16 protein-coding genes and 1 pseudogene are annotated in these 14,964 nt (G+C 62.9%); 8 read left to right on the plus strand and 9 right to left on the minus strand.

Going from position 1 to position 14,964, the window contains the following annotated elements; all coding sequences use genetic code 11:
- Together EOA38_RS11395 and EOA38_RS11400 are read left to right on the plus strand one after the other, a co-directional pair.
- Positions 1–668: ABC transporter ATP-binding protein (locus EOA38_RS11395; RefSeq protein ID WP_145965949.1), on the plus strand; the 668-nt coding region annotated here is incomplete at its 5' end.
- Entirely contained in the window at positions 665–1,882 is a 1,218-nt protein-coding gene (locus EOA38_RS11400) for an ABC transporter permease (RefSeq protein WP_126093182.1), read from the plus strand. The genes EOA38_RS11395 and EOA38_RS11400, both read left to right, overlap by 4 nt.
- Before the next feature lie 26 nt (positions 1,883–1,908).
- Here EOA38_RS11400 and EOA38_RS11405 read toward each other — a convergent pair whose 3' ends face one another.
- On the minus strand, positions 1,909–2,385 hold the full coding sequence (locus EOA38_RS11405; protein WP_126093181.1) for an Lrp/AsnC ligand binding domain-containing protein: 477 nt from the start codon (positions 2,383–2,385) through the stop codon (positions 1,909–1,911).
- A 149-nt stretch (positions 2,386–2,534) separates the two neighbouring features.
- Here EOA38_RS11405 and EOA38_RS11410 point away from each other — a divergent pair, with 149 nt between their 5' ends.
- Positions 2,535–3,632, plus strand: coding sequence for a 1-aminocyclopropane-1-carboxylate deaminase (locus EOA38_RS11410; protein WP_245464641.1), 1,098 nt, complete (start codon positions 2,535–2,537; stop codon positions 3,630–3,632).
- Between the two features lie 80 nt (positions 3,633–3,712).
- Here EOA38_RS11410 and EOA38_RS11415 read toward each other — a convergent pair whose 3' ends face one another.
- Both EOA38_RS11415 and EOA38_RS11420 read right to left on the minus strand, forming a co-directional pair.
- On the minus strand, positions 3,713–4,444 hold the full coding sequence (locus EOA38_RS11415) for a hypothetical protein (protein WP_126093180.1): 732 nt from the start codon (positions 4,442–4,444) through the stop codon (positions 3,713–3,715).
- A 4-nt stretch (positions 4,445–4,448) separates the two neighbouring features.
- A complete protein-coding gene (locus EOA38_RS11420) occupies positions 4,449–5,561 on the minus strand; it encodes an endonuclease/exonuclease/phosphatase family protein (RefSeq protein WP_126093179.1) in 1,113 nt (370 codons plus the stop codon).
- A 167-nt stretch (positions 5,562–5,728) separates the two neighbouring features.
- Here EOA38_RS11420 and EOA38_RS11425 point away from each other — a divergent pair, with 167 nt between their 5' ends.
- Complete coding sequence (locus EOA38_RS11425) at positions 5,729–6,331, plus strand: BA14K family protein (protein WP_126093178.1); 603 nt, start codon at positions 5,729–5,731, stop codon at positions 6,329–6,331.
- 172 nt (positions 6,332–6,503) lie between these two features.
- Complete coding sequence (locus EOA38_RS11430) at positions 6,504–6,788, plus strand: PilZ domain-containing protein (protein ID WP_127299251.1); 285 nt, start codon at positions 6,504–6,506, stop codon at positions 6,786–6,788.
- Positions 6,789–6,974: 186 nt separating this feature from the next.
- On the opposite strand, the gene ilvC is transcribed toward EOA38_RS11430, so the two are convergent.
- The 3 genes from ilvC to EOA38_RS11445 all read right to left on the minus strand — a co-directional run bounded on the left by ilvC (position 6,975) and on the right by EOA38_RS11445 (position 9,491).
- Positions 6,975–7,994: a ketol-acid reductoisomerase gene (ilvC, locus tag EOA38_RS11435; protein WP_126093176.1), complete on the minus strand. Its 1,020-nt coding sequence runs from the start codon at positions 7,992–7,994 to the stop codon at positions 6,975–6,977.
- Between the two features lie 130 nt (positions 7,995–8,124).
- Positions 8,125–8,802 carry a TetR/AcrR family transcriptional regulator gene (locus EOA38_RS11440; RefSeq protein WP_126093175.1) on the minus strand — a complete coding sequence of 226 codons (678 nt, stop codon included), beginning with the start codon at positions 8,800–8,802 and terminating at the stop codon, positions 8,125–8,127.
- Positions 8,803–9,035: 233 nt separating this feature from the next.
- A complete protein-coding gene (locus EOA38_RS11445) occupies positions 9,036–9,491 on the minus strand; it encodes a MarR family winged helix-turn-helix transcriptional regulator (protein ID WP_126093174.1) in 456 nt (151 codons plus the stop codon).
- Between the two features lie 96 nt (positions 9,492–9,587).
- Here EOA38_RS11445 and EOA38_RS11450 point away from each other — a divergent pair, with 96 nt between their 5' ends.
- Positions 9,588–9,893: a Rieske (2Fe-2S) protein gene (locus EOA38_RS11450; RefSeq protein WP_126093173.1), complete on the plus strand. Its 306-nt coding sequence runs from the start codon at positions 9,588–9,590 to the stop codon at positions 9,891–9,893.
- Between the two features lies 1 nt (position 9,894).
- The gene (locus tag EOA38_RS11455) at positions 9,895–10,614 is read left to right on the plus strand and encodes a glutathione S-transferase family protein (RefSeq protein ID WP_189349994.1); all 720 of its coding nucleotides are present in this window, start codon (positions 9,895–9,897) and stop codon (positions 10,612–10,614) included.
- A gap of 90 nt (positions 10,615–10,704) precedes the next feature.
- On the opposite strand, the gene EOA38_RS11460 is transcribed toward EOA38_RS11455, so the two are convergent.
- A complete protein-coding gene (locus EOA38_RS11460; protein ID WP_126093171.1) occupies positions 10,705–11,118 on the minus strand; it encodes a helix-turn-helix domain-containing protein in 414 nt (137 codons plus the stop codon).
- Between the two features lie 169 nt (positions 11,119–11,287).
- Here EOA38_RS11460 and EOA38_RS11465 point away from each other — a divergent pair, with 169 nt between their 5' ends.
- A complete protein-coding gene (locus EOA38_RS11465) occupies positions 11,288–12,181 on the plus strand; it encodes an SDR family oxidoreductase (RefSeq protein ID WP_126093170.1) in 894 nt (297 codons plus the stop codon).
- A 201-nt stretch (positions 12,182–12,382) separates the two neighbouring features.
- On the opposite strand, the gene EOA38_RS11470 is transcribed toward EOA38_RS11465, so the two are convergent.
- Together EOA38_RS11470 and EOA38_RS11475 are read right to left on the minus strand one after the other, a co-directional pair.
- Positions 12,383–14,302 carry a potassium transporter Kup gene (locus EOA38_RS11470; protein WP_126093169.1) on the minus strand — a complete coding sequence of 640 codons (1,920 nt, stop codon included), beginning with the start codon at positions 14,300–14,302 and terminating at the stop codon, positions 12,383–12,385.
- A gap of 103 nt (positions 14,303–14,405) precedes the next feature.
- Positions 14,406–14,964: pseudogene (locus EOA38_RS11475) on the minus strand (pyridoxine 5'-phosphate synthase); the annotation flags it as partial.

The raw sequence follows: 14,964 nt of genomic DNA on the forward strand, positions 1-14,964 counted from the left end.
GGAAGAGCTATGGCGAGGGCGAGGCGCGCGTGGACGCGCTTGCCGGCGTCGATCTTGCGATACGCCGCGGCGAGTTCGTCGCCATCATGGGACCGTCCGGCTCTGGCAAGTCGACCGCCATGAACGTCATCGGCTGTCTCGACACGCCGACGGCCGGAACCTACCGCTTCATGGGCGTCGATGCCGGCAGGCTCGACCGCAACCGCCGTGCCGTGCTGCGCAACCTCTATGTCGGCTTCGTCTTCCAGGGCTATAATCTCCTGCCCCGCACCACGGCGGCCGAGAATGTCGAGCTGCCGCTGATCTATCGCGGTGTTTCCGCTCGCGAACGCCGCGATCTCGCAATGCACGCGCTGGCCGAGGTCGGACTTGTCGGCCGGGAGCACCATACGCCGGCCGAACTCTCGGGCGGTCAGCAGCAGCGCGTTGCGATCGCGCGCGCCATCGTCACCAAGCCGACGTTGCTCGTCGCCGACGAGCCCACGGGAAATCTCGACACGGCACGCACGCACGAGATCATGCACCTGCTGACCAGGCTCAATGCCGAACTCGGCCTCACCATCGTCATGGTCACGCACGAGGCCGATGTCGCGGAGTATGCCAGGCGCACCGTGCGCTTCCTCGACGGCCATGTCGCCTCGGACGCAGCAAAAGCCGAGGCCGCATGATCTGGGAGACCGTCCGCCTTTCGCTGATTTCCATCCGCAGGAACGTGCTGCGCTCGTTCCTGACCCTGCTTGGCATCGTCATCGGCGTGGCGGCTGTCATCGCCATGCTCACCATCGGTTCCGGCACCACCGAGAAGGTCAAGGCCGATATCTCGAAGCTCGGCAGCAATCTTCTGGTCGTGCGCTCCGGCCGACCCGCCGGACCGGGCGGACCGGGCGGGCTCGACCAGGCCACCCGCCCCCTCGCCGACAAGGACCTTGCGGCGCTCGTCGCCCATCTCAGCGGCGCCCGCGCCATCGCCCCGGCCTCGCAAAAGCAGGTGCGCGTCATCTTCGGCACGGAAAGCCTGACGTCGGGCGTGACCGGCACCGACAGCGCCTATCTCGACGCGCGCGACTGGAAACTGGTTTCCGGCCGCCCGTTCAGTGATTCCGAGACCCGCGCCGGCGCTGGGGTGTGCCTGATCGGCGAGACAGTGCGCCAGCAGTTCTTCGGCGCCGGCGATCCGGAGGGCGAGATCATCCGTGTCAACCGCACCTCGTGCAGGATCGTCGGCCTGCTGGAACCGAAGGGCTATACCGGCTTCGGCCAGGACCAGGACAACGTCGTGCTGATGCCTCTTGCCGCCTATCAGCGGCGCATCGCCGGCAACCGCGACATCGACAACATTTACATCGCTGCCGACAACAGCACGCCGACCACCGAACTGCAGCCGCGCGTCGAGGACATCCTGCGTGACACGCGCCGCATCACGCCGGACCGCGATCCCGATTTCTCGATCCGCGACATGACCCAGATCGCCGACGCGATGGCCAGCGCCACCACCACCATGACCGGCATGCTGGGCGCGGTCGCCGGCGTCAGCCTGCTGGTCGGTGGCATCGGCATCATGAACATCATGCTGGTGTCCGTCACCGAACGCACGCGCGAGATCGGCATCAGGCTGGCGATCGGCGCGCATGAGAAGCACATCCTCATCCAGTTCCTGGTCGAGGCGACCGTGCTGTCGTTGCTTGGCGGCATCATCGGCATCCTGATCGGGCTTGCGCTCGCCGGCCTTGCCTCGGCGACGTTGACCATACCCTTTGCGCCGAGCCCGGCAGTCATCCTGCTCGCCGTCGGTTTCTCGGCGCTGATCGGCGTGGTGTTCGGCTTCTTCCCGGCGCTGCGCGGCGCAAGGCTCGACCCGATCGATGCGCTGAGGCATGAATAGGCTGCGTCCTTGGGTTGCAGAGCCCGTCAAAACGGAAGCCGCGCATTCTCCTTGACCTCCTTCATGACGAAGAAGGTTCGGGTCTGCCGGACGCCCGGCAGCGCGATCAGCTTCTGCCCGTGAAGCTTGTTGAAATCCGCCATGTCCCGAACTCTTATCTTCAGCAGATAATCGAAGTCGCCCGCCACCAGATTGCAATCCAGCACCTCCTTGAGCTTGAGCGCGGCCTCTTCGAAGGCGGCGAAGCTTTCCGGGGTGGAACGGTCGAGCACGACGCCGACCATCACCAGCGCGCCAAGCCCTACCGCGGCGGGCGCGATCTCCGCCCTGACCCCGGTGATATAGCCCTCTTCGAACAGGCGCTGCGTGCGCCGGTGGCATGTGGCGGCGCTGACATTCACGCGAGCCGCGAGCTCCGCATTGGTCAACCGTCCCTCGGCCTGAAGGACCCGCAGGATCTTGACGTCGATGCGGTCGAGAGCTGAAGTGGAAGATTCTTCCATTTGAGCGGTTTTCAATGAACGATTACCGCAATCTTAGCGCATTTTCTTGTAGAACAGCAAAAATCCTGAGAGAACCTTCGAGAGCACCTTTCGCTCTAATTCGTCTATCCTCTGCCTATCGAAAGAACGACCATGGCGGAGGCAAATCGATGTCACTTCTCGAAAAGTTTGAACGGTATCCGCTGACCTTCGGCCCGACGCCGATCGAGCATCTGCCGCGTCTGAGCGCGGCGTTGGGCGGGAAGGTGCAGGTCTACGCAAAGCGAGATGATTGCAATTCCGGGCTCGCCATGGGCGGGAACAAGCTGCGAAAGCTCGAGTATATCGTGCCGGACGCTATTCGCACCGGTGCCGACACGCTGGTATCGATCGGCGGCGTCCAGTCGAACCATACGCGCCTGGTCGCGGCGACGGCGGCCAAGATCGGCATGAAGTGCGTGGTGATCCAGGAAAAATGGGTCCCGCACTATGATGCGGTCTACGACCGGGTCGGCAACATCCTGCTGACGCGTCTGATGGGCGCGGACAGCCGGCTTGTCGACGACGGCTTCGATATCGGCATCCGCAAAAGCTGGGAGGATGCAATCCAGTCGGTGAAGGACGCAGGCGGCAAGCCCTATCCGATCCCGGCCGGCGCCTCGGTGCATAAGTTCGGCGGGTTGGGCTATGTCGGTTTCGCCGAGGAGGTGGCCAGGCAGGAAACCGAGCTTGGCTTTGCTTTCGACTACATCATCGTGTGCGTCGTGACCGGCTCGACGCAGGCCGGCATGATCGTTGGCTTCGCCGCGCAAGGCCGCGCCGACCGCGTGATCGGGATCGATGCCTCGGGAACGCTCGCCCAGACCCGTGCCCAGGTCCGCCGCATCGTCGACGACACCGCCGCCCTTGTCGGGCTGGGCCGCGCCGTGCGCGACGACGAAATCGTGATCAATCCCGACTATGCCTATCCGGCCTATGGCGTTCCCTCGGAGGCGACGAATGACGCGATCCGGCTGGCGGCGCGCACGGAGGCCATGATCACCGATCCGGTCTATGAGGGGAAGTCGATGCAGGGCCTGATCGATCTGGCCAGGAAAGGCTTCTTCCCCGAAGGTTCGAGAATTCTTTACGCGCATCTTGGCGGCGCGCCCGCCATCAATGGCTACAGCTACTATTACAAGGACGATGGCCCAGCTACAGTCCTCGCGGGCAAGCCCGGCGTCCCGGCGGTCGCGCCGGATGACGCGTTGGCTCCAATCTTTCCATAGTCCGGCTTCCGTCCAGGTGGCAGGCCGGCGATGGGTTGACGGGGCGCGGGAGTATTTTCGCGCGCCCCTGCAAGGTAACATTAAAGGTCGGAGTTCTCGTCGCTCTCCGCAAAATGCCATTCGATGAGCGGCTTCATATGGCCCATCAGCCCGTCCGGTAGATCATCGGCGCTGCGGATGACGACCGGAGCTTCGATTTCGGGTTCGGTTTCGGCGGCAACGAAATCACTGATGCGCCGCACGATTTCATCGGCCGGCTCGGCGACCCGGTAGCGACGGAAGATCACCGTGCCGTTCGCTGTCGAAAGCGCGTAACAGCGCCGTCCGCGCTGAGCCGCCGACAGGTCGAGCCCTGTCTCCTCGCCCACTTCGCGGATCATGTTGAAGTCGACATCGACGAGGCCGTCGCGGAAATCGATCGGCTCGAAGGAGCCGGCGGCGAAATAGACGCGGCCGGCGTTCACCGTATGCGAGCCCATGCGGATCGCCACCAGCGCATTGTCGCCGGCAACCAGCACGGCATGCGCATAGGCATGCTCGGCGCCGCTCCGCTCACGGTTTTTGCGCCAGAGCATGAAGGTCGAATACTTCACGGCATGGCAGCGGCCGACAAGCCGGCTGTCGCGATAGGCGAGCGCCGAAAGCAGCACCACGGTGCCATCGTAGAGCGCCGGCTTTGCTGCCATTTCGCGCTGCCAGTTTTCGGCAATCGCTGCCTCGTTGTCGCGCTCGAAGGGATGAGAATTTGAGTCGAGCCGTACGTCGACCTCGTCGACGGGCAGAATGACGTTGCGTGGCAGGTCGAAACTCACGGGCTCACGCCATGTCCAGGTTGATCACCACCGGGCAATGGTCGGAGGCCTTCGGCCTGTCCCAGCCGGCACGCGGGAAACGTTCGACTTCCTGCCCCGGCGGAAAGATGGTGCGCCAGGGCTGGCCGTTGCGGATGATGTCCGGAACCGCCGTCGCGTTCTTCGCGGCAAACGCTTTCGACAGCAGGATATAGTCGAGCTGGCAGAGATGCCGCTCTTCCGGTCCACGTGTGTGGTAGAAACTCCAGCGATCCATCTCCGGCCGCCGCTCGACGACATTTTCGCAGAACCCGCCGGCGGTCAGAACGCTGATAGCGGACTGGGCTTCGTCGACCACCTCGAAGCGATAGCCGTCGAAGCTGTCACCTTCGATCTTCACGCGCTGGCGATAGTCGTTCATGTCGCCGCAGATCGCCCAGCGCTTGTCCGCCGCATGATCCTTGCCGAAACGCTCCTCGATGATACGGCGCACGGCCTGCGCCTCGGCGATGCGCAGCGGCATCGTCGCCTCGCGGCCGTCGAGCCCGTTGCGCGGCGAACCCATCGATTTGAAATGCACCAGATAAAGCGTCAGCGGCACGCCGCCTACCGTCACGTCGATTTCCAGACAGTCGCGCCTGAAGATACGCTCGTTCGCCAGGAACCCGAGCGCCGCCAGTTCCGGCGTGAACAGGTCGAACTGCTCGAACGTGACATAAGCGTGGCTGGTCATGCGCACGAACTCGATCGGCTGGCCCTGCGCGGTCTCGCTGCGCATCATCACCGCGACATCGATGCCGCGGGCGTCATTGCCGGTGGTGGTGAATTTCTGGCGGTAGCCCTGCCCGATCATCTTGAAGAGATAGCCATATTCGAAGGCCTTCAGCGCCTCGATGTTGTCGACCTCCTGCATGCAGATGATGTCGGCGCGGGTTGCCGCTATGGCGAGCGCCGTCAGTTGGCGGGTATCGTCGGACTGGGCGATGGCGCGCGCCTGTTCCAGCAGCCTGTATTCGGCCTCGCTCTGGATGTCGAACAGCGCCAGCGTACGGTCCTCGTTGAGCTGGTTGCGATAGCCGGAAAAATCGAACCTGTTCATCAGGTTCTCGACGTTGAAGGTGGCGAGGCGCAGCGACATGGCCGAGACCTTTGCCCGCAAGCGACGGCGAGCACAAGAGCCAGGCGCATGCCCGTCATGGTTGACGGAACCTTTCCGTTCATCTTCCGTTCAGACGAAAAGTTCCATCAATAGGCCCATTCCCGGGGTGTTTCTGGGCGTGGGGCCTTTACTCCTTGGAGAGTGAAATGAAACCGCTCTTGTCTTCCCTCGGATCCGGGTTGATGACCTTGGGTCTTCTTGCGGGCTTGGCGGTGCCGTCGATTGCCGGCCCGATCCTGCAGCCCGATCTTTCGACCGCGACCAATGCGACCGCGCCGCAAATCATCCCGGTCCGTGACGAATGGGCCGGCGGCAACAACTACTCGCCGCAGATGTATGACTGGCGCTGGCGGCGCGGTGGCGAGTGGCGCGGCCGCGACTTCAGGTGGCGCGGCGACAACTTCCGCAGCCGCCATTTCTCCCGCAACTGGGATGGCGGCGATTGGAATGGCGACTGGCGCTGGCGCCATCACCGCCATCATCGGCATTTCAATGATGGTGACGCCGCCCTGCTTGGCTTAGGCCTCGGCCTGGGCCTGGGCAGCTTGGCCTACGGCAACTACTACGATCCCTACTATTATGATCCCTATCCGCGCTACTACCAGCCGCGGCGCATCTACCGGACCGAGCGGCTGTCCAGGGCCCATGTCCAATGGTGCTATGACCGCTACCGCTCGTATCGGGCCTGGGACAACACGTTCCAGCCTTACTATGGCCCGCGCCGGCAGTGCATTTCGCCCTATATCTGAGCCCGTCGACAGGAAGAATGAAACGGCGCCCATCGCGGCGCCGTTTCTATTTCGGCAAAAAGAGATCGCTTGCGGGGGCAATGTAACCCTAAATTTAGCAGGGACATCTATCCGTGATGCGGTGCCACCGCATGACGATCGTCATGTTGCGATCCGTTAGGACTTGCCCGCCATGGCTGAGAACGAGTCGAGAGACAAGCACCGGCAACGCGTGCTGAAAGGCGCGGCGATTCTGACCGGCGTCAACAATTCCGAAGTCAAATGCACGGTGCGCAACATGCATCCCGGCGGCGCCGAACTGAAGGTGCCGGTCGAGGCGCGCGTGCCCGACGAATTCCTGCTTTACGTGCCGACCGACGGCATCGGCTACAAGGCGGTCGTCCGCTGGCGCCGGGAGGACCGTATCGGCGTCGAGTTCACCGGCACCGAGCCGAAACCGCGCTGGCATTGTGGTTGAGCATGAAAACGCCGGCGGATCGCTCCGCCGACTTTGATGTTTCACGCGGGAAGTCTGATGACATTCGCCCTGCCGAGTCAGCTGGTGCGGGTTTCGAGAACCGCAGCGGAGCGGACTTGAAGTCCGTGAGCACCGGAAGCGCAAAAACCTGCAGCAGGCCGGCAGGGTAGAATTGGCGCAGGCTTCCTAGTTCTTCGCCTTGTCGACCAGCTTGTTCTTGGCGATCCACGGCATCATCGCGCGGAGCTTCGCGCCGACTTCCTCGATCTGGTGGCTGTCGTTCATGCGGCGGATGCCTTTGAAGCGCGACAGGCCGGCGCGATACTCCTGCATCCACTCCGAGGTGAACTTGCCGGTCTGGATGTCCTTCAGGATACGCTTCATCTCGGCCTTGGTGTCGGCGGTGATGATGCGCGGGCCCGAGACATATTCGCCCCATTCGGCGGTGTTCGAGATCGAGTAGTTCATGTTGGCGATGCCGCCCTCATAGATCAGGTCGACGATCAGCTTCACTTCGTGCAGGCACTCGAAATAGGCCATTTCCGGCGCGTAGCCGGCTTCCACCAGCGTCTCGAAACCGGCGCGGATCAACTCGACCAGGCCGCCGCACAGCACCACCTGCTCGCCGAACAGGTCGGTCTCGCATTCCTCGCGGAAGTTGGTCTCGATGATGCCTGAGCGGCCGCCGCCGACGCCGCATGCGTAGGAGAGCGCGAGGTCGAGCGCGTTGCCCGAGGCATCGTGGTTGACGGCCACCAGGCACGGCACGCCGCCGCCCTTCTGGTATTCGCCGCGCACCGTGTGGCCAGGGCCCTTCGGCGCGATCATGACGACGTCGACCGAGGCCTTCGGCTCGATCAGGCCGAAATGCACGTTGAGGCCGTGCGCGAAGGCGATCGCGGCGCCATCGCGGATGTTCGGCGCGATCTCGTTCTTATAGATGTCAGCCTGCAATTCGTCAGGCGTCGCCATCATCATCAGGTCGGCCCACTTGGCGGCATCCGCCACGCTCATCACCTTGAGCCCGTCGGCCTCGACCTTCTTGGCGGTCGCCGAGCCGGCCTTCAGACCGATGGCGATCTCCTTGACGCCGGAATCCTTGAGGTTGAGCGCATGTGCCCGGCCCTGGCTGCCATAGCCGATGATGGCGACCTTCTTGCCCTTGATCAGATTGAGATCGGCGTCACGATCGTAATAGACACGCATTTCGTCTTCCTTCCCGTTTTTGAAGATCAGAGCATGATGCCGAAAAGTGTGAAGCGGTTTTCGGACGACATCATGCTCTATCTCTTTGATTTGGAGCCGGATTCAGATTTCAGGTCGACCTGACCTGAAATCATCCGGCTCCAGGGCCTGGCGGCCGGTTATTTGCTCTCCCGGTTCTTGATCCGTAAAGAGCGAGAAACTGGTGCGTCGCGCGCGCGGCATCGCCGCCGATCGTCGCCTCGGTCAACTGCAGTCGGTCGCCGAGCAGAAGCCTCATCTGCACGTCGCGGGCGACCAGCCCGAAAAAGGTCCGGAACGCCGTCTCGGCGTCGTCGAAGTCGAGCAGGCCGGCCTCGCGTCCCGCTTCCAGCACCGGCTTCAGGCGCCTGGCCAGCGCGAAACGCCCATTCTGTAGTACGATAGCGCCAAGGTCATCTTTCCCGGAACCGGCATGGCCGACCGCGACGCGGTTCAGCGCGACGGACGTATCGCTGGAGATCACCCGCAGCCAGTCGGAGGCGAAGCGTTCGAGGCTTGCCGTCAGCGAGGCAAGGGTGAGGCCCTTGCGGTCGACCGGCGCTACACGCACCTTCGAGGCCTGCCACTGCACCGTTGCGGTGAGCAGCCCGTCCCGGTCGCCGAACCATTTGTAGAGCGTTTCCTTGGAACAGCTTGCTCGCCGCGCCACCGCGGTCATGGTGAGGTTGTCGCCCTCCTCGACCAGCAGGCGAAGTGCTGCGTCCAGAACGGCCTGCTGCCGCTCGGTCAGTCCTTCGCTATTGTCGATGTCGGCGCCGGTCTGCAACACGTTCTATCCGTTCTCGGCTACCTCTAGGGCGTACCGTACGTTACGGTTCGGCTTATTGCGCATTCCGGCTTCCGATGCAAGGGGCCATTGCCGAAAAGTCGAGACGGCCGGATCCGGAAAAGACCTCGCGGCTAGTGCATGTCGCTAGAAGTGTGCAGCGGTTCTGCGACAGCGACATGCATCAAAACAAAGACCAAAGCGCGTCGCCCGAATCCGTCTCAGCGCGACGCGCCTTAGTCCCCGATCGGCGGATCGCGCAGCCGACCGAGCAAGCTGGCCAGCACCTCCAACTCCTTGGCGGAAAGCTTGTCGCCCATCAAATCGGCGATGGCCGCGCCATAGACCGCCCAGATGCGGCGGCGCATCTCCCGGCCACTTGGCGTTATGCGCACGGTCTGGCCGCGGCCGTCATCCGAGACTGGCAGCTTTTCCACCAGGCCGTCCACTTCCAGCCGGGCCAGCAGCCGCGAGACGTTGTACTGCGCCAAAAGCACGCGATCGATCAGCTCGAATGGACGCAAGCCACCCTCGCCCGCCTCGGCAAGCTCGTGCAGCACGTCATACCAGGCGAGCGGCGGCAGGCCGCCGGCCTTCAAGATATCCTCGGTCTTCTCGACCAGTTGGCGCGACACGCGCAGCAGGCGGCCCCAGGTTTTGACAGCACCGGGCGAAGGAGATTTCTTCGTCATCGACGGACTCTATTCGATAGATGCAATTGCATCAAGATTGACGATCGATGCAGATGCATCCATATAGATGCAATTGCATCGATAAGGAGTTCTCCGATGAAACACGAAATCTGTAAAGTGGCCGACATCCCGCAGACCGGCAGCCTGGTCGCGCCTTTCTTCGGCCGCGAGGTCCATGTCTGGCGCAGCGGCGAGCGCATCCGCGCCGCGGCCAATGCCTGCCTGCATTTCGGCGGGCCGCTCGATTGCAAGGACGGCACATTTGTCTGCCAGTGGCACGGCGCCCGCTTCGACATGGAAAGCGGCGAGCGCCTCGAAGGCCCGGCGCCGAAAGGCTCGCGCCTGATGTTCCTGTCGACCCGCGTCGAGAACGGCGCGCTGAACTATGTCTGGGGAGAGTGAGATGACCGCCAGGCTAACCCTCGTCAGCCATCACCTTTGCCCCTACGTCCAGCGCGCGGCGATCTCGCTCGCCGAGAAAGGCGTGCCGTTCGAGCGGGTCAATGTCGATCTTTCCAGCAAGCCGGACTGGTTCAAGGCCATCTCGCCGCTCGGCAAGGTGCCGCTGCTCCGCGTCCGGCATGGCGGCGGCGAAGAAGTCATTTTCGAATCCGCCGTCATCCTGGAATTCCTCGAGGAGACGGAGGCGAATCCCCTGCATCCGGCCGATCCGCTCATGCGGGCCAGGCATCGCGCCTGGATCGAGTTCGGCTCGGCCATCCTCAACGCCATCGGCCGTTTCTACTCGGCGGCAGATGAGGCTGCTTTCGTCACGGAAAGCAAAGCGCTGTCGGAAATGTTTGCGCGCGTGGAGGCGGAGCTTGCAGCCAGGCAAAGCGGCCCGTGGTTCGCCGGCGACCGCTTCTCGCTGGTCGACGCCGTCTACGGGCCGATCTTCCGCTATTTCGACACCTTCGACCGCATCGGCGATTTCGGCATTCTCGACGACAAGCCTCTCGTTCGGGCTTGGCGCGAGGCCTTGACCAAACGGCAATCGGTCAGGGAAGCGGTCGGCGCCGACTATCCGCGACGGCTGCACGCCTTCCTGCGGGCAAAGGGATCTTACCTATCCGAGATCATCCGGCTCCAGGTCACTGAAACTCCGCAAGCCCGATCGGCTTGAACGGGTCGATCACCGTACCAGTGACCATGGCGGCGAGGAATTGCGGTCCCGGCGGAATCCTTGCCGCTATTGCCACCAATCGATCGCGCCTCAGGCCCGGAAGGAGGCATCGAAAGCGGCCCGCGCATCGCGCACCGCGTCATGGTTGAGTTCGGCCCATTGGACGAGCTGATAGAGGGGAACGAACATCGATCGCCCAAGATCGGTCAGGCTGTACTCGACGCTCGGTGGCTTAGTGGGGAACACCTCGCGATGCACATAGCCGTCGCGCTGCAGCTCATGCAGTGTCTGGGTGAGCATGCGCTGCGAGATGTCGGGAACCAGCCGCCGCAGCTCGCCGAAGCGATAGGGCTTCTCCGCAAGCGCCATCACCAGCAAGGGGCTCCATTTGCCGTTGATGCCCTGGATGACGTCGCGAACCGGGCAGTCGGCGAAATTGGCGCCCTGCGTCATGGCTTTGTAGATCTCGATCTTGGATTTCAGATTGACGATCTTGCTGTCCATGGCGACGTCCCTTGAGCCGAATACGGCCAGCCCGATAGTTCCCTGGCTGTGCCTACCTCCCGAAAAACTGCCTTCTTTACGGCCTGGGGTCAATTCCTATTTTAGCGCTGGTCTCTTTTTGAGACTGACAACCGCACCCGCCCTTCGGCGCAATTTTCAGGAACCTCCCATGACCGAAACCCTCCTCGTCACCGGCGCTTCCGGCCATCTCGGCCGCGCCGTGATCAACCATCTGCTCGATGCGCAGAAAGTCGCGCCGGCGAACATCGTCGCCACCACGCGCAATCCCGAAAACCTCGCTGACCTGGCAGCCCTCGGCGTTGTCGTCAGGGCGGCCGACTTCGACGATCCGGCCTCGCTGGAGAATGCATTCAAAGGCGCGGACCGGGTGCTGATCGTGTCGACCGGCGAGCTCGACTTGAGAAGCGACCGTCGCTTGAGGCAACATCAGGCGGCGGTCGCCGCGGCCAAGGCGGCCGGCGTCTCGCATCTGCTCTACACCTCGATGCCCAACCCTGAACCGATCTCGCCGGTGCTGTTCGCCGGCGATCACTACGGTACCGAGCAGGCCATCAAGGCGAGTGGGATCCCCCACACCATCTTCCGCAATAGCTGGTATCAGGAGAACCTGTTCCTGGCGCTGCCGCACGCCATTTCGTCCGGCAAGTGGTACAGCTCGGCCGCCGACGGCCGCATCGCCCATGGCGCGCGCGACGACATGGCGGCCGCCATTGCCGCAGGCCTCGCTTCCGGCTCCAAGGAAAGCCAAATCTACACGCTGACCGGCCCGCAGGCCTACACGACAAAGGAAATTGCCGCACTGGTGAGCGAAGTCACCGGCAAGCCGCTGGAGGTCATCCAGGTGCCTGACGAGGCGCTGACGGAGGGCGTCAAGGCGGCGGGGCTTCCAGAGGACTTTGCCCGCATCATCGTGTCCTTCGACGCCAACACGCGCTCCGGCCGCATCGGGATGGTGACCGATACGGTCGAGACGCTGTCGGGCCGCAAGCCGCAAACGCTGAAGCAGTTCCTCGAAGCGAACAAGGCCGCCTTGCTCGGCTGAAACCAGAGCAATTCCAGGAGAACTGCGTGGCGGTTTTCCGTCCGGAATTGCGTAAAAACAGATGGTTAGAGCAGTTCAGCGATCTGAAGCTGAATTGCTCTAACGCTGCCAGGATGCAGTGAGCGCCGAGGAAGCCGGATCCGCCGGTTACAAGCACCAACTCACCGCTCATGCCTCCCGTCCCTTACGCGTTGCAAGCCCTCAAATGGCGACCTGCGTGCCGATCTCGACAACGCGCCCGGTCGGGATCTGGAAATACTCTGTCGCGTCCGCCGCCGTCTTCGCCAAACCAATAAACAGCCTGTCCTGCCATATCGGCATGCCGGAATTGGGCGATGCCTTCAGCGAGCGCCGCGACAGGAAGAAGGACGTCGTCATGATATCGAACTTCCAGCCCTGCTTGCGGCAGATCGCGAGCGCGCGCGGGATGTTCGGCTGCTCCATATAGCCGAAGGTGAGCGTCACCCGCATGAACAGCTCGTTGACGGTCTCCATCTTCACGCGCTCGCTGTCGGGCACCACCGGCTGCGGCGCCGTCACGACCGAGAGGATGACGTTCTGTTCGTGCAGAACCTTGTAGTGCTTCAGGCTGTGCATCAGCGCCGTCGGTGCGCTGAGAGGGTCGCTCGTCAGGAACACCGCGGTTCCCGACACCAGTTGCGGCTTCTTTTTCAGAAGGTTCGCCGCCAGGAAGTCGAGCGGGATCTCGTTGCGGCGCGTCTTGTCGAAGAGATAACGGCTGCCGCGCACCCAGGTCCACATGCCGAGGATGATGGCGAAGGCCACAGCCAGCGAAGACCAGCCGCCCTCGAACACCTTGATGATATTGGAAGCGAAGAAACCGATATCGATGAGCGCGAATACTGCCGTCAGCACGACCGCCGGCCAGATGTTCCACTTCCAGATGCGCGTCATGACGACGAACAGCAGCGTCGTCGTCACCAGCATGTTGCCCGTCACCGAGATGCCGTAGGCCGAGGCAAGTCTGCTGGACGCGCCGAAGCCGACCACCAGCAGCATCACCACAAGCGCCAGCAGCATGTTGACGCGCGGCATGTAAACTTGCCCGGACTGTTTCTCCGACGTGTGCAGGATTTCGAGACGCGGCAGCATGTTGAGTTGCACAGCCTGCCTGGCTAGCGAATAGGCGCCGGAGATCACCGCCTGGCTGGCAATCACGGTCGCCGCCGTCGCCAGCGCCACCATGGGGATGAGGGCCCAGCCCTCGTTCATCTCGAAGAACGGATGGCCGACGGTGCCACCCTTGGCAAGCACGTAGGCACCCTGCCCGGCATAATTCAAAAGCAGGCACGGAAATACGATCGCCAGCCACGCCAGCACGATCGGCTTGCGGCCGAAATGGCCAAGGTCGGCATAGAGCGCCTCGGCGCCGGTGACCGCCAGGAACACCGCGCCGATGGTCACGAAGGAAACGTCGGGTGAATTGATCAGGAAGGCGACAATGTAGTGCGGGCTGATCGCCCACAGAATCTCGGGGTCGTCGATAATATGATTGAGGCCGGAAAGGCCGATGGCCAGGAACCATAGCGCGGTGACCGGACCGAATACGAGGCCGACGCCGCCCGTGCCGAACCGCTGCACGGCAAACAGCATGGCAAGGACGAGCAGTGTCAGCGGCACGACATAGGGCTGGAAGGTAGGTGTTACGACCTCCAGACCTTCGACCGCCGAAAGCACCGAGATAGCGGGCGTGATCACCGCGTCGCCGAAGAACAGCGACGCCCCGATGATGCCGATGCCGAGGATGATAGCCGAGCGCGTGGGGAAACTGCCGCGCACCAGCGCCATCAGCGAGAGCACGCCGCCTTCACCGCGGTTGTCAGCGCGCAGCACGAACATGATGTATTTTATCGTGACCGTGATAGTCAGCGACCAGATGATCAGCGACAGCACGCCAAGGATGTCGCCACGGGTGGCCACATCGCCGCCGGACGAAGCATGCAATGCCTCGCGCAACGCGTAGATCGGGCTGGTCCCGATATCGCCATAGACCACACCGAGCGCGCCAAGCATCAGCATCTTGGTGCTGTGCTGCTCGACTTCAGTATGGCTCGATTGGTCGACGGGTTCTGCCTCACTACCACTATTGGTAAGGGCCATAAACGACACTCCGATAAACGCGCGGTGCTCTACGCTTGCTGCGATGCAATATCAAGTGCCGCAACGTGATGGCTCCCATGCCTGTCACGCTCAGCTCCCGGAGCTACCATCCACAGGCCTTCAAGAAACGTCCCACCGTGCGGGCCATGCCATACTCCAGGGCATCGGCTGTCAACCCATGTCCGATCGATACTTCGGCCAATGCCGGGATACGCTTGGCAAGCGCCGGCAGATTGTCCACGGTCAGATCGTGCCCGGCATTGACCTGAAGCCCTGCCGCGAAAGCCGCGTCGGCGGTTTTTCCCAGTTTTTCCAATTCTTTCGCGGCCTTGGCGGAATCGGAATGGCAACTGCCATACGGGCCGGTGTAGAGCTCGATCCGGTCCGCGCCGGTATCGCGCGCGGCATTCACGCCGGCCGGATCGGCATCGGAAAACAGCGACACGCGAAAACCGCCCTTCTTCAGCCGCTTGACGATCGGCGTCAGGAACGCGGCCTGGGCGACGAAGTCCCAGCCTGATCCGAGGTCGCTTGCGCCGGATCGTCGGGCACCAGCGTAACTTGTTCCGGCTGATGCTTTTCGACAAGCGCCAGGAAGTCCTCGGTCGGATAGCCTTCGATGTTGAATTCCGCGTCCGGAAACTCGTCGTCGATCAGCGCCC

The organism is Mesorhizobium sp. M1E.F.Ca.ET.041.01.1.1, from assembly GCF_003997355.1.
Classification (GTDB): domain Bacteria; phylum Pseudomonadota; class Alphaproteobacteria; order Rhizobiales; family Rhizobiaceae; genus Mesorhizobium.